The organism is Clostridium vincentii (genome assembly GCF_002995745.1).
Lineage (GTDB): Bacteria > Bacillota > Clostridia > Clostridiales > Clostridiaceae > Clostridium > Clostridium vincentii.
Map to the genome: position 1 here is coordinate 21,333 of NZ_PVXQ01000037.1, position 12,992 is coordinate 34,324.

General features: G+C 30.5%; 14 protein-coding genes. 7 read left to right on the forward strand and 7 right to left on the reverse strand.

Going from position 1 to position 12,992, the window contains the following annotated elements; translation table 11 throughout:
* The first annotated feature begins 16 nt into the window (after positions 1 to 16).
* The 3 genes from CLVI_RS13885 (at position 17) to CLVI_RS13890 (ending at position 2,232) form a co-directional block, all read left to right on the forward strand.
* Positions 17 to 532 carry a GNAT family N-acetyltransferase gene (locus CLVI_RS13885; protein WP_106060730.1) on the forward strand — a complete coding sequence of 172 codons (516 nt, stop codon included), beginning with the start codon at positions 17 to 19 and terminating at the stop codon, positions 530 to 532.
* A 31-nt stretch (positions 533 to 563) separates the two neighbouring features.
* The gene (locus CLVI_RS18010) at positions 564 to 698 is read left to right on the forward strand and encodes a hypothetical protein (RefSeq protein WP_278320530.1); all 135 of its coding nucleotides are present in this window, start codon (positions 564 to 566) and stop codon (positions 696 to 698) included.
* A 67-nt stretch (positions 699 to 765) separates the two neighbouring features.
* A complete protein-coding gene (locus CLVI_RS13890; RefSeq protein ID WP_170065682.1) occupies positions 766 to 2,232 on the forward strand; it encodes a M20/M25/M40 family metallo-hydrolase in 1,467 nt (488 codons plus the stop codon).
* A 129-nt stretch (positions 2,233 to 2,361) separates the two neighbouring features.
* Here the strand turns inward: CLVI_RS13890 and CLVI_RS13895 are convergent, their stop codons facing one another.
* Positions 2,362 to 3,729: a phenylacetate--CoA ligase family protein gene (locus tag CLVI_RS13895; RefSeq protein WP_106060732.1), complete on the reverse strand. Its 1,368-nt coding sequence runs from the start codon at positions 3,727 to 3,729 to the stop codon at positions 2,362 to 2,364.
* A gap of 260 nt (positions 3,730 to 3,989) precedes the next feature.
* Between CLVI_RS13895 and CLVI_RS13900 the strand changes: the two genes are divergently transcribed.
* Positions 3,990 to 4,262: a DUF1648 domain-containing protein gene (locus CLVI_RS13900; protein WP_106060733.1), complete on the forward strand. Its 273-nt coding sequence runs from the start codon at positions 3,990 to 3,992 to the stop codon at positions 4,260 to 4,262.
* 90 nt (positions 4,263 to 4,352) lie between these two features.
* Here the strand turns inward: CLVI_RS13900 and CLVI_RS13905 are convergent, their stop codons facing one another.
* On the reverse strand, positions 4,353 to 5,252 hold the full coding sequence (locus CLVI_RS13905) for a metallophosphoesterase (RefSeq protein WP_106060734.1): 900 nt from the start codon (positions 5,250 to 5,252) through the stop codon (positions 4,353 to 4,355).
* 112 nt (positions 5,253 to 5,364) lie between these two features.
* Positions 5,365 to 6,423 (reverse strand): DUF4474 domain-containing protein, encoded by a 1,059-nt coding sequence (locus CLVI_RS13910; RefSeq protein WP_242980701.1) that lies wholly within the window; start codon positions 6,421 to 6,423, stop codon positions 5,365 to 5,367.
* Positions 6,424 to 6,586: 163 nt separating this feature from the next.
* Between CLVI_RS13910 and splB the strand changes: the two genes are divergently transcribed.
* On the forward strand, positions 6,587 to 7,609 hold the full coding sequence (gene splB / locus CLVI_RS13915) for a spore photoproduct lyase (protein WP_106060735.1): 1,023 nt from the start codon (positions 6,587 to 6,589) through the stop codon (positions 7,607 to 7,609).
* A 7-nt stretch (positions 7,610 to 7,616) separates the two neighbouring features.
* Here splB and CLVI_RS13920 read toward each other — a convergent pair whose 3' ends face one another.
* The gene (locus CLVI_RS13920; RefSeq protein WP_106060736.1) at positions 7,617 to 8,849 is read right to left on the reverse strand and encodes an NAD(P)-dependent oxidoreductase; all 1,233 of its coding nucleotides are present in this window, start codon (positions 8,847 to 8,849) and stop codon (positions 7,617 to 7,619) included.
* Between the two features lie 246 nt (positions 8,850 to 9,095).
* Between CLVI_RS13920 and CLVI_RS13925 the strand changes: the two genes are divergently transcribed.
* Together CLVI_RS13925 and CLVI_RS13930 are read left to right on the forward strand one after the other, a co-directional pair.
* Positions 9,096 to 9,455, forward strand: a complete 360-nt coding sequence (locus tag CLVI_RS13925) for a P-II family nitrogen regulator (protein WP_106060737.1) — start codon at positions 9,096 to 9,098, stop codon at positions 9,453 to 9,455.
* Between the two features lie 17 nt (positions 9,456 to 9,472).
* Positions 9,473 to 9,664, forward strand: a complete 192-nt coding sequence (locus CLVI_RS13930; RefSeq protein ID WP_106060738.1) for a YwbE family protein — start codon at positions 9,473 to 9,475, stop codon at positions 9,662 to 9,664.
* A 147-nt stretch (positions 9,665 to 9,811) separates the two neighbouring features.
* Here the strand turns inward: CLVI_RS13930 and CLVI_RS13935 are convergent, their stop codons facing one another.
* The 3 genes from CLVI_RS13935 to CLVI_RS13945 all read right to left on the reverse strand — a co-directional run bounded on the left by CLVI_RS13935 (position 9,812) and on the right by CLVI_RS13945 (position 12,648).
* Positions 9,812 to 10,423, reverse strand: coding sequence for a methyltransferase family protein (locus tag CLVI_RS13935; RefSeq protein ID WP_106060739.1), 612 nt, complete (start codon positions 10,421 to 10,423; stop codon positions 9,812 to 9,814).
* Between the two features lie 117 nt (positions 10,424 to 10,540).
* Entirely contained in the window at positions 10,541 to 11,947 is a 1,407-nt protein-coding gene (locus CLVI_RS13940) for a sensor histidine kinase (RefSeq protein ID WP_106060740.1), read from the reverse strand.
* Positions 11,944 to 12,648, reverse strand: coding sequence for a response regulator transcription factor (locus CLVI_RS13945; RefSeq protein WP_106060741.1), 705 nt, complete (start codon positions 12,646 to 12,648; stop codon positions 11,944 to 11,946). Before CLVI_RS13945 ends, CLVI_RS13940 begins: the two co-directional genes overlap by 4 nt.
* Positions 12,649 to 12,992 lie beyond the last annotated feature (344 nt).

A 12,992-nucleotide genomic window follows, 5' to 3' on the forward strand; every position in this document is an offset into this window, starting at 1 on the left:
AAAAGGAGGATGAATAATGGAAATTACAATACGCTATGCAAAAAAAGAAGATTCAGAAACTATAAGTAATATCTATGCTTCAAGCTGGAAAATTGCTTATAAAGGAATTGTACCAGAGAAATATTTATCTGAATTATCCAATGATTTTTGGGCTTCTAACTTTATAGATTGGATTACAACTAGCAAAATGAAAGTTAAATTAATATCTGCCTATAATATAGTAGTTGGTGCTATTGCTTATGGAAATTCAAGAGATGAAAAGTATCCAAGATATGGAGAAATTATTTCATTTTATCTCTACCCAGATTATTATAGAAGAGGCTTAGGAACAATGTTAATTGATTCAGCAATTAAAGATATAATAAAAGATGGATATAAAAATTGTTTCCTCTGGGTATTGGCTGAAAACAAAAGTGCACGTAAATTTTATGAGAATCATGGATTTAAATGTACCCCTGATTTATTTTATATTGATATTATGGGTAAGCAGTTAACCGATATAAGGTATGTACTGGATTTAGTAAGAGTTTAGTTGAAATCTAATTTAAAGCAGGTAATCTATAATGAAACTGATTTGGAAAGGAAAATTTACAAATGAAGAACAATTATTTACGGGAAATCTCCCAGATAATGCTGCAATACAAATGCCTAAAAATTCAAAAAATCATAATGTACTTTTTCCTATAACTTTGCACTAAAATAATAACTTCTTAATACAATATATAATATTATAAGTTGTATTTTAAACTTGAAATGAGGTATAAAATGATAATTAAAATGATTTGTGTTTTTGGAATAGCTTTTTTGATTGCTTTTACAGTTGTTATAGTAAAAACTATAATTTTCAAGTCAAAGCAACTTCAAAATATTAAACAATCCGAATTTGTAAACTTAGATAGAGCAACTGTAATTGAACATCTTTCTAAAATATTACAATATAATACAGTCTCTAATCAAGATAGTTCATTAGTACAAAATAATGAGTTTTTGGATTTACAGGCTTACATAAAGACTGCTTTTCCATTAATGCATACTATACTCAAAAGAGATGTATTTAGTGATTATACACTCTTTTATACATGGGAAGGTAAAAACAAAGTGTTGGAACCAATATTATTCTCTGGTCATTTAGATGTTGTTCCAGCAATTGAAGAAGCTGAAACCCAGTGGAAACATCCACCTTTTTCTGGGCATATTGATAACGAATATATCTGGGGAAGGGGAACCCTGGACAATAAGGGACCAGTTATAAGTATTATTGAGTCAATTGAGCAACTCTTAAAGGAAGGATTTAAGCCTGATAGAACTATATGTTTTGTATTTACACATGATGAAGAGATTGGTGGCCCAAATGGAGCTAGTGAGATAGCAAAAATGTTTGAATTAAATAATTTGAAGTTTAACTATATTTTAGACGAGGGTGGGACTATAACTAATGGGATATTTCCTGGAATATCAAAATCTGTAGCAATGATTGGGATAGCAGAAAAAGGGGCTGTAAATATTGAATTAACCGTCAATCAAATTGGAGGAACTTCTGCTATACCACCTCAAAATACTACTATCGGTATATTAAGTGAAGCAATATCTAAACTCGAAAAAAATCAGTGTTCTACCATGATTAATGGAGCAACAAAACAAATGTTTGATTATATTGGACGGGAAATGAAATTTTTAAATAAAAGTTTATTTGCTAACCAATGGATTTTTAGTGGAATGTTAAAAAGACGAATGTCAAAATCTCAAACTACTATTGCATTATTGCGGACAACAACAGCCACAACGATGTTCAATGGGGGTATAAAAGTAAATGTATTGCCATCTGAAGCAAAAGCAGTAATAAGTTTTAGGATTATCCAAGGACATAGTGTGAAGGCTATACTGCGGCATATTGAAAAAACAATAAGTGATAGCAGGGTTAAAGTTAAAATTACAGGCTATTCTGTAGAGCCATCACCGATTTCATCAGTAGACTCACAAGAATTTAAAGCTATTCAAAAAAGTATAAATGAAGTGTTTTCAGATATTATTGTCACACCATATTTATGGACCGGTGCAACAAATTCAAAGCACTTTGTTAAATTTACAAATAATATTTATAGATTTAGTCCATTATATATAGACAAAAAAAATTCTCAAAGTATACATGGTGTAAATGAAAAAATCAGCATAGATAATTTATTGAAATGTATAGAGTTTTATCGAACGTTGATAATTAATTCTACAAAGTAATTGAAATTTAAGTATAGGATTAAATTGCGATTAATTTTTTAGCTTGAATACAAAAACAAAACCCCTTTGCTCAAGATTTAATTAATATATTAAATCTTTGTACAGAGGGGTTTTGTTATTTAAATTACTTTATTTAAATGGAACTATAAGTTTATATTTACCTGTTTTCTTGTCATTCTCTAACTTTGAAACTATTTCCACACTGAATGTAACATCTTTATCAAGTCCTTTTGATTGAAGTATTTCATTGATTTTTATCTTAATATTATTAATTATATTCTCTTCCTTACCATTGCTAATAGCTTTAATCAGAAGTGAATTCATGCTCGTCTGAATAACTTTAATTTTATCAACTCCGTCTACATAAGACCCTCTTATAATAGAAGGATGTATGAATTCCCTTGTTGCATCAGATTTTTCAAACCAAAGGAACTCATCTTGTCTTCCTGAAATACTTTTCAAAATTGGGAATGGTGATCCACACTCACAAAGATTATCGTCTAAAATAACTTCATCATTCATTCTATAACGAATTAAGGGTTGGGTATAATTAAATAAATTTGTTAATATAAGATTTCCAGAATTTCCTGGTAGCACTGGTTTTAACTCTTTATCTACTACCTCGAATTTATATAAATCAGTAAATAAGTGAAGCTTATTATGTTCTTGGCACTCACTTGCCATACCTAAAGATTCTGAAGCCGCATAAAGGTTAATAGGCTCAATTCCAAATGCATTTTTAATTTCACTTCTCATATGATCATTTAGAACCTCCCCACTACAAAGAATTTTAGTGGGCTTTATATTTATATTACCTTTAAGTTGTTCTTGTGCTAACGTAAAAATTCCTGATGCATATCCAGTTAATATTTCAGGTTGAAATTTATCAACTTGTGATCTAATTTCTCCTATTGGGCTATTAATATTAACTGCTATTGTTTTAGTAAATAACTTTGGAAGTTCCTTAGTTAAAGATACTCCTGCATAGTTACCATAAACATTTCCAATAAAAGCAACTTTTATTTTAGAAAATAATCTAAGTTTTGATTTTGAAGTTCTTTGTATATTTAAAGCTTTAATATAATTCCATTCCTTTAAACTGTATGCAAAAATTCCGACTTCTCCACTAGACCCTGATGAGCATATTACATTATAATTATTTTTATATTTTTTATTAACATTTGATGGATTATTAATAAATTCTTCTACGTCTTTCCTTTTCAAAACTTGATCACAAATTAAATCATCATAATTTTCCATAACTATCTTTTTATCAATAATAGGCAAATCTTCTAATGAAATTTCGTTAATTTTATCAATAGTTATGCCTCTCTCGCCATAGTAATTTTTATAAAATTTAGAATGTGTTAATGCATGTGCTAATAATTTCTTAAACTTCTTTTCTTGAAGAAGTTTAAGTTCATGAGAGCTAAGCTTTTGATTTTTATTTAATTCATTTATTTTCATAAATAAATCAATATATTTTATACTATTCATAAAACACCTCCATATTATTAAATTTATATACTCACTCTCTTATCTTACTATATAACTTGTAAATAATTCCAACCTTTGTTTTATTTAACATATATTTAATAATATAATAACAAACTATTTAATTACTCAACACTCAGATTTTTATCCATACTGGTATCTGCATGAATAAAAGTTAAGGCCAAAACAATATTTTTATTATATAAATACTGGAAAAATGCTATAATTACTTTTAGAAATCTAAACAAAAGGAGCTCTTCACAATGAAACCTAATAAAAGCAAAATCAAACCTAATAAAAATACGATGAAACCTACTAAAAGTAAAATAAAATTCTCTAAAACAGGTATATTAATTTTATTAATCCCCCTAGCACTAATGCTTTTACTTCTACCTGTTCTACCTGATAAGATCCCTATGCAATTAAATACTAGCGGTGATGCAAGCTGGTATCTAGATAAAAATCTTTCTTTTATTATAGGGTTATGTCCATTTATGCTATACATATTAGCTAAGATTAATTCTAAAAAAGAATAACAAAATAGAAAGCATTCTTATAAAAGATCTTAAAATATAGAGCCTTATTAAACTTTTTAAGTTTAATAAGGCTCTATATTTTTGATACTTCTAGTATAATTCATTGAAATAATAATCTAGATTTCTAGGCCCCGCTAGCACATCTTTGCCTATAAACAAAGCACCATCATTTTTTGTTTTAATACTCCATTTAACAAGTACAATAGAATCCTGTATAATTTCAATTGCAGTAATACATCGTGGATGAACACAACTTCCATCATTGAAGTATGGTATATCCCCAATTTCAGGAAAAGATGGCCTATGGGTATGTCCTGCAATAAGTATATGACCTTCTTTTTTCACCCAATCAGTAAGCTTTTTCTCTACGGCATCCTTCTTATTATAATTTTTTGCTGTACTTGTTGGATCATTTACTCCTAAAGACTCTAGAGGTTTCCATAAATATCTAACTAAAAATCTGCTCAGCTTCCACAATTTATAATTTATATAATCTGCCTGATGTCCATGTATTACCAGAATCTTGTCATCTGTTTCTTTATGCCTTAATACTAACCCCTCATGAATTTTTATATTTTCAAATAAGGGTATGTACCGCCTTTGAGGTTCATTATAATACTGATATAAATTATTTTTTACAAATCTTCCATCTCGCTTTACCATATCATGGTTTCCAAAAATAAAATAAAGCCTGTCTTTCATGAAAAATTTAGAAAGAAGCCAAAAAACATCACTATGTACATTAATTATTTCAGTGAGATTGTTAGTCTCCCAAAGCTCGTCTCCATCGCCAACTTCAATATAAGTATAATTTGCATTATAGTAATAAGTCAAAGCTGCGAAATAAATATTTTGATTTTTAGAGAAGTTATCTATCCAATCCCCAATTCCTCTATGACAATCACTCATTAAAACAATTCTAGAACACTGATCAAAAAGAATCTCTTGGGCCGATTCAAACACCTTAGATATATCTTTTAATTCATTCATGGTAAGACTCTCCTAAGATATTAATTCTACGTTAGACTATATTCTAAAAAGGATATATAAAGAACTATTAGTATTTTATAATAAAAGCAGGACCCTAAGTCCTGCCTTTATCTCATAGATTTAAATTATTTTTAAATTTTTCAAAATGTCTGAATACTTCTTTAGACTTACCTATATTAACTATTTTGTCATATATATCTGGAGCTTGGTTTTGAATTGCTTCTACTTTATCTGGGAAAGTATCATAATTCTTAGTAATCTCTTGATACTTATCACATAATATTTTATTTTTTGTTTGTGTGATTCTATCTAACCTTTCTATTCGTGCGTTTGGCTGTTCTGTTCGTGGTTCATCAAATATTAAAGCTACTGTATTTCCATTTATAATAATTTCATTATTTAAATACCCTACATTTTTTAATGCTTCAACAAAGGCATCCCGCATGACTAAATCCTTTAAAGTAATACTTAAACTCATAATTAAATCGGAAGGTTCTGAAAACTCACCTAACTTAAATCCTGTTAACCACCAATGTTTCTCACTTCTTGAGAAAAGGACTTCACTCCTCATTCTCAATGAGAAAGACATCTGCAATTTATCTTCATCGCCTACTCCCTTGTAAAAAGCTTCTTTAAATATCCCATAAATATTTATCTTACTTTCCTGTCTTATATATGCCCCTATCTCACAACCCGTGCTCATTCCATACTGACCTTTCCAAAATTCAATTAACCATTGTTTCCCTTCATAGATAAATTTAATTGGTTCACAATCTATAATCATCCCCGAAAGTATTGCAGCTTCATCATAAAAAGAACAATATCCCATATTTTTCTGCCATGAGTCCATATTAGAATAAAATATATCTTGTTGGCTATCATAAGAATATCCAGCCGCGTCTATTGTTTTATAAATTTCATCACTGCTTGTCCTTTTTACTTCTAGATTAGTAGGAAGTGTTTCCGTCAAAGGTTTAGCCCCCGAGGAACTTACCTTAGGAATGGAGAAGTTCTTTTTATAGTAAAGTATCCCCATAATTATTAAAATAATAATTAGAATCCATAAAGGTAATATTACTCCTTGAGATGCTTGTACTACTTCAGTAACCATAGTGTTTTCAGTAACAATTGACCATATCATTGAAAAGCCTATACCCAGGCTCATAAACATAAAAACTCACCTCAAATAATTTGTTATATACCATAATATTCATTCGGTAGTCATTATGTTATTATATTTTTACTTATTTAAGCCTTAAAATTAATTAAAAACACAAATTAATTTTAGTCTTTTGGGAATAATAAAATATAAAGCTTACTATAGGAGGAAAAAAATGTTTATACCTGAAAGAGTTATATTTGAGAAAGATTCCTTAGATTATCCACTAGGAGAAAAACTATACAATGACTTTAAGTCAAAGGATAAAATTGAAATAATGATATCCTCTATTAATAAAGTTAAATCTAATATTCCAGGCGATAATTTAAAAGAAAGATATAAAGAAGGGAAAAAAACCCTTGTTGTAGGGGTTAAAAAGAGTCTTAAATTTCAAAGTTGTAAGCCTTCTGCCCACTATCAATTACCACTTGTTAGTGGTTGTATAGGACAATGTGAATACTGTTACCTTAATACACAGCTTGGAGACAAACCTTTTGTACGAGTTCATGTTAATATAGATGCTATTCTTAATCAAGCCAATAAATATATTCTGGACGGGGTATATACTCCCACAATATTTGAAGGTGCAGCTACCTCTGATCCTATTCCTGTTGAAGGTTATACTCAGGCGCTACAGCAGTCTATAAACTTTTTTGGAGAGATAAAAGATGGTCGGTTTAGATTTGTTACCAAATATAATGATGTAGATTCTTTATTAGATTTACCTCATAATAATCATACAGAAATTAGATTCAGCCTAAATACAAGTAGTATAATTAAAGAATATGAACATAGTACAGCATCAGCATCAAAAAGAATAGAAGCTTGCACAAAACTTGCTTCATCCAATTATCCTATAGGATTTATTATTGCGCCTGTATTTGTTTACCCTAATTGGAAAGAAGAATATTATCAATTACTAATGGATTTAAAAAAGGCTTTGCCTTCTTCCCTTACACATCCTCTATCTTTTGAGGTAATATCCCATAGGTATACAACAAGAGCAAAAAATATAATTACTGAAGTTTTCGAAAACACTACCCTACCCATGATAGATGAAGATAGAAAATTCAAATATGGACAATTTGGTTATGGAAAGTATGTCTATCCTAAAGAAAGTTTAGCTGAGATGAAAATCTTCTTTCAAAAGGAATTAAGTGCTTTATTTCCAGAGTCAATAATTAAATATATTATATAAATCTACACTAATTATTTTCACAATATTTTTCAATAGTATCTGCAACAACCTTTGCTTGGACTACCGCCTCAACAACTGTTTTAGCTCCTGTAACGACGTCACCTGATGCAAAGGTTCCCCTTTTAGTTGTATTACCTTTATCATCTGTAACAAGTAATCCCCATCTATTAGTATCTAATTTTGTTGTGCTGGATACTATATTTTCTCTAGGTTTTTGGCTTACCGCTATAATAGTTGAATTACATTTAAAAAATTCTTCTTTGCCCTTAATAACTTTAGTTTCATTTTTCTGCGTTTCCTCATTAAACTTATTTTCTGTAGCCTCAAGTCTTACCCCTTCTTCAGTTATTTCAATTGGTGCTTTAAATAAGGCGAACTCGACTCCATCCTCTTTAGCTTCTCGAATTTCCTGCTTTGTTGCACTCATATCTTCAAAGCCTTTTCTATAAATAACAGTAACACTCTTAGCTCCATTTCTCTTAGCACTTCTTGCCGCATCAATAGCAACATTACCAGCTCCGATTACAGCTACTCTTTCGCCTAATCTATAGACTTCAGGAGATTTCAAGTAATCTATAGCATAATGTACATTTCCTAAAGTCTCTCCCTTAATATTTAAGGTCTTAGGATTCCATACTCCTGTGCCAATAAACACAGATTTATATCCATCCTCAAATAATCTATCTAGAGTTATAACAGGACCAATAAGTGTATTTATCCTTATCTTTACTCCTAGTTCGATAAGTTTATCTTCAAATAAATCGATTATACTTTTATGTAATCTATACTCTGGTATACCATATCTTAATACTCCACCTATTTTACTATGTGCATCGAATATTGTAATATTATACCCTTTTTTAGCCAATATAAATGCAATTGTTATTCCCGCTGGACCTCCACCAACAATTGCGATTCTTTCTTTATCCTTTGGTAGATTTTCAAACTTAACATTCTCTAAATATGTCCTTGATATTTCCTCTTCTATCTCATGGAATTTTATAGGTTCCCCTTTGATTCCTTTTATGCAATTCCCCATACATTGATCTTCATATGGACAAACTAATGAACATACTACAGAAAGTGGATTATTATTAAATAATATTTCCCCCGCCTCATTTATTTTCCCGTCTTTATAAAGTGCTATAACCTCTGGAATCTCTGTACTAATTGGACATCCTTCTTTACATTTAGGATTTTTACATAGTAAACATCTATTTGCTTCATCTATAAGTTTCATAATATATTCCTCCTGTTTAATCTAAAAGTTAAAATATTTTAAATAAATATAATCTAATAATTTAACGTTCTATAATTATATCATAATTAATATATTTCATTTTTTCACTTTATAATATTGGAGTATTATCTATAGACTTAAGTTAGAAATTAATCTAGCTGAATGAAATCCTGGTTTAGACCTTTCATTACATTGGCAAAAAGATTATAATATAGTTGATACATAATTAAAGGGGTTGATTTTTATATGAATAAGATTACTAAAATTGATATTCTAACAAATCCTAGTAAGTTTGATGAGTTAAAAGATGAGTTAAATAAAATAGGGATATCAGGAATGACAGTTTCTAATGTTCTAGGTTGTGGATTACAAAAAGGACACAAAGAATATTATAGAGGTGTGGCTGTTGATATAAATTTATTGCCTAAGATAAAAATTGAAATTGTAGTTTGTGAAATTCCAGTTCAACTTGTTATAGATACAGCTAAAAAAGTACTTAAAACAGGTAATATTGGTGATGGTAAAATTTTTGTATATGATGTGCAAAATGTTATAAGAATAAGTACTGATGACGAAGGACTAGATGCACTTAAAGCTGAAAAATAGAAAAGGAGCTAATTATTATGGATGGAACAATACGTAAAAATATACAAGTAGGAACAAAGGTTATGGTAGTACAAAAACAGGATCAACGTTCTGGAAAATTAACTGAGGGCGTAGTACAAAGACTACTTACAAATTCAGCAGTTCACCATCGCGGTATAAAAGTAATGCTTGATGGTGGAATTGTAGGAAGAGTTCAACAAATAAAATAGATAATTATTATTAAAGGGTGTACTTAATATGAAATTAAGTACACCCTTTACCTTCTTATAATTAACCTTAATCTTCCACTTATAAGTTCTGGTTTTAAATCATTATGGCAGGATCTTCTTGTATTTATCCCCCAATGTATTCACTTGTCATACAATAAACGGAATGAACATTTTAGTTATTTTCATATACTCCCTATACTCATTGCCAAATTCAACAAGCATATCTTTTTCCTCTCTTTTCGCAAGGCGTACATACATAGATATCATTACCGGATACAGTATAATCATTGGTAAAGTTGCCCATTCCGCCATCATCCCAAAGGATAAAAGTAGCAGACCAGTATACTGAGGATGACGGATATATCTATAGATTCCTTTCGTTACAAGTGAACCTGTTCCTGTTTCTTTCGACCAGTATTTTTTGTAGATGTTGTACCAACCATTTATAATTAGGAACATTGCAGAAGAAGCACATATATAATTGATGTACATTCCCAAAAAACCAATTGATGAAACCAATGTGTGACCCCAGAGAATACCTTCCGGAAGATTTTTCCCTACAATCCACGAAATCACATACATACTAAAGGGAATACCATGCATCTCGATAGCAAATGCTATTAAAAAAGCAAGATATGTTCCTACAGGCTTTTTATCCATCTTTCTATAAAATGGCATAAATAAAATCACCACTCCATATAGCACAACAAAAAACAATACTCCAAACCAATTGTAAAAGTGACTTTCTAAGGTTTCCATATATAAATACCTCCAATTTATTCGATACAGAAACGGAAAACAACCCCATCTCGTACCCCTTGCTATTAATATATCAAGTTATACTTAACTGGGGCTATTTCTAATCTTAACTGCCCATTAAATTTGGGGGAAATTGATAATAAACTCACAGCCGCAGTTTTGATCTGTTTTAAGATTGATATTACCGCCATGTGCCACAATTATTTTTAGAGCGATAGCCAGTCCTAATCCTGTACCGCCCGTCTGTGGATTTCTTGCACTATTCCCTCTTACAAAGGGATCAAATATATCTTTTGCAATTTTTGCTGGTATTCCCAGGCCATTATCCTTGAAGATAATAATGATTTCATCCTCTTGTTGAAATAAACTAATAATTACTTTTGTTCCTTTTGTGTTGTATTTCACGGTATTAACTACAAGATTTTGAAAAACTCTATCCATCTGTTTTATATCAATCTCAAGAAATATTTCTTTTTCAGGTATGTTAAAATCATAAGTAAATCCAGCCTTATCAAAAGTTTCTATGAAAGCTCCTATTTCCTCACGCATATATTCACATATGTCAACTCGGGTTTTATTAAGTACATATTCCGGACTTTCCATTTTTGACAGCTGGAACAGGTCCGTAATTAAATTATTTGCACGAAGGCTGTTTTCATAGATGACTTTAGCGTATGTGAAACTTTCTTCTTTTGATAAAAGTGGATTGTTATAGCAGAGCTCTGCATAGCCCATAATACTTGCAAGTGGATTTTTAATATCATGAGATATATCAAGCACAAGCTTTTTACGATTTTCTTCAGACTGTCTTCTAAGAGATATTTCCTCTTGAATTTTTTGTGCCATTCCATTAAATATTAATTCCAATTCACCAAACTCATTTTTAAGATTAAGATCTACTCTTGCAGAATAATCACCGTCTTTGATTCGCTTTGTGCTACTGCAAAGCTTTTTGAGAGGGGTTAATATTCCTACAGATGTTAGCTTTGAATATATTACAGTGCTTATTGCAAGCAATATCAAGTAAAAGAAAATTATAGCAACAATTAAACCTACTACACGCTGCTTATCAACCGATGCGAATTCTTCGTTATGTACGATAGCAAAATCAATTCTAATAGAAGTTGGAAATGTAACTACTATCCAAAACTGTTCCTTAGAATTGTATTCAATACTATAGCTATATGGTATACCCTTACTTTTACTCGTTATCAAAAAATCTGTAAACTCTGCTATGGTAAGCTTATCCTTTGATATAGTATTAAGCCCCTCAGAAAATGCTACTTCATAATTGGCATTAATTATCTGCACACCACCACCATTGTCAGTAACCGATATTGTGTCAATTTCTTTATAATCATCCCTCATGAGGCCTTTTGCAGTATAATTATTTTTTAAAAGGATCTTGGATATCACATCATTTGAAAACCCCAAAAGCATAAATGCAAATATAGCTATCATGGTGGAGATAATAAACATTAGGATATAGTTTACCAAAAATTGATTTTCTATTTTTCTGTTCATAAGCTAATCTCACTCTGTTTATGAAACTTATATCCAATACCCCTAATAGTTTTGATATATTCCGGATTCTTTTGATCACTCTCTATCTTATTTCTGATATGACTAATATGCACCATAATAGTGTTGTCATCGTAATAAGCATCTTCATTCCATACGGCCCTGTATAGCTGTTTCTTGGTGAAAACCCTTTCAGGGTTTTCCATCAGGTACTTAAGTAGCATGTATTCTTTTGCATTCATTTCCACCAACACCTCATCTATATAAACACAGCAGGCGTATTTATCTAAACTTAAACTGCCACACTCTATTTTTGAGGAATCTTGTGTCTTATTAGAAGAGTAGTCAAGGTTTCTTCTAAGCTGCGCACCAACTCGTGCAAGTAGCTCTGCCATGCTAAATGGCTTAACAAGGTAGTCATCCGCGCCAATGCCCAGCCCTAAAACTTTGTCCATATCCTCACCTCTGGCGGTTAGAAATATAACAGGAAACTTGTATGTTTCACGGATTTTTCGTAGCAGATTAAACCCATCCAATCGTGGCATCATAACGTCAAGGACGGCAATGTCAATGCTTTTGTTTTGTATAACCTCCAAAGCCTCTATGCCATCCTTTGCTGTAAATACAGAATATCCCTCCTGCTGAAACTGTAGCTTTAAAAGATTTCTGATATCCTTTTCATCCTCCGCAATTAATACATTCACAAAAAACACTTCCCCGTATTTTTATTTTTTCCTTTAATTTAATCAAGCACAAGTGACTTTTATTTCCTATTCTTTATCCTGTTATTTATACATTTCTCACATTCTTTTTTGCTCTTAAGCATGCCATATATATGTATTAAATTATACCTCACGAATATTACAATAATATAAATGTTAGAGTATAATTTTAGTAGGCAAAGGTAGCAAAAAAATAAAAGAGATGTAAAAACATCTCCCCAATACATAAATTATCCATTATAATTTTATTGCTAAGATAAAAAGAATGGAGTTGGATTTATGTATGATATTAGTTTAAATGAGAACGGCCTAACTTTCAAGGATTT

What these genes read in the sequence shown, in the direction of transcription:
- splB (WP_106060735.1), top strand. Translation starts at nt 6,587, where the DNA reads ATGTTTATACCTGAAAGAGTTATATTTGAGAAAGATTCCTTAGATTAT.
- CLVI_RS13890 (WP_170065682.1), top strand. Translation starts at nt 766, where the DNA reads ATGATAATTAAAATGATTTGTGTTTTTGGAATAGCTTTTTTGATTGCT.
- CLVI_RS18010 (WP_278320530.1), top strand. Translation starts at nt 564, where the DNA reads ATGAAACTGATTTGGAAAGGAAAATTTACAAATGAAGAACAATTATTT.
- CLVI_RS13885 (WP_106060730.1), top strand. Translation starts at nt 17, where the DNA reads ATGGAAATTACAATACGCTATGCAAAAAAAGAAGATTCAGAAACTATA.
- CLVI_RS13925 (WP_106060737.1), top strand. Translation starts at nt 9,096, where the DNA reads ATGAATAAGATTACTAAAATTGATATTCTAACAAATCCTAGTAAGTTT.
- CLVI_RS13905 (WP_106060734.1), bottom strand. Translation starts at nt 5,252, where the DNA reads ATGAATGAATTAAAAGATATATCTAAGGTGTTTGAATCGGCCCAAGAG.
- CLVI_RS13900 (WP_106060733.1), top strand. Translation starts at nt 3,990, where the DNA reads ATGAAACCTAATAAAAGCAAAATCAAACCTAATAAAAATACGATGAAA.
- CLVI_RS13935 (WP_106060739.1), bottom strand. Translation starts at nt 10,423, where the DNA reads ATGGAAACCTTAGAAAGTCACTTTTACAATTGGTTTGGAGTATTGTTT.
- CLVI_RS13930 (WP_106060738.1), top strand. Translation starts at nt 9,473, where the DNA reads ATGGATGGAACAATACGTAAAAATATACAAGTAGGAACAAAGGTTATG.
- CLVI_RS13940 (WP_106060740.1), bottom strand. Translation starts at nt 11,947, where the DNA reads ATGAACAGAAAAATAGAAAATCAATTTTTGGTAAACTATATCCTAATG.
- CLVI_RS13910 (WP_242980701.1), bottom strand. Translation starts at nt 6,423, where the DNA reads ATGTTTATGAGCCTGGGTATAGGCTTTTCAATGATATGGTCAATTGTT.
- CLVI_RS13920 (WP_106060736.1), bottom strand. Translation starts at nt 8,849, where the DNA reads ATGAAACTTATAGATGAAGCAAATAGATGTTTACTATGTAAAAATCCT.
- CLVI_RS13895 (WP_106060732.1), bottom strand. Translation starts at nt 3,729, where the DNA reads ATGAATAGTATAAAATATATTGATTTATTTATGAAAATAAATGAATTA.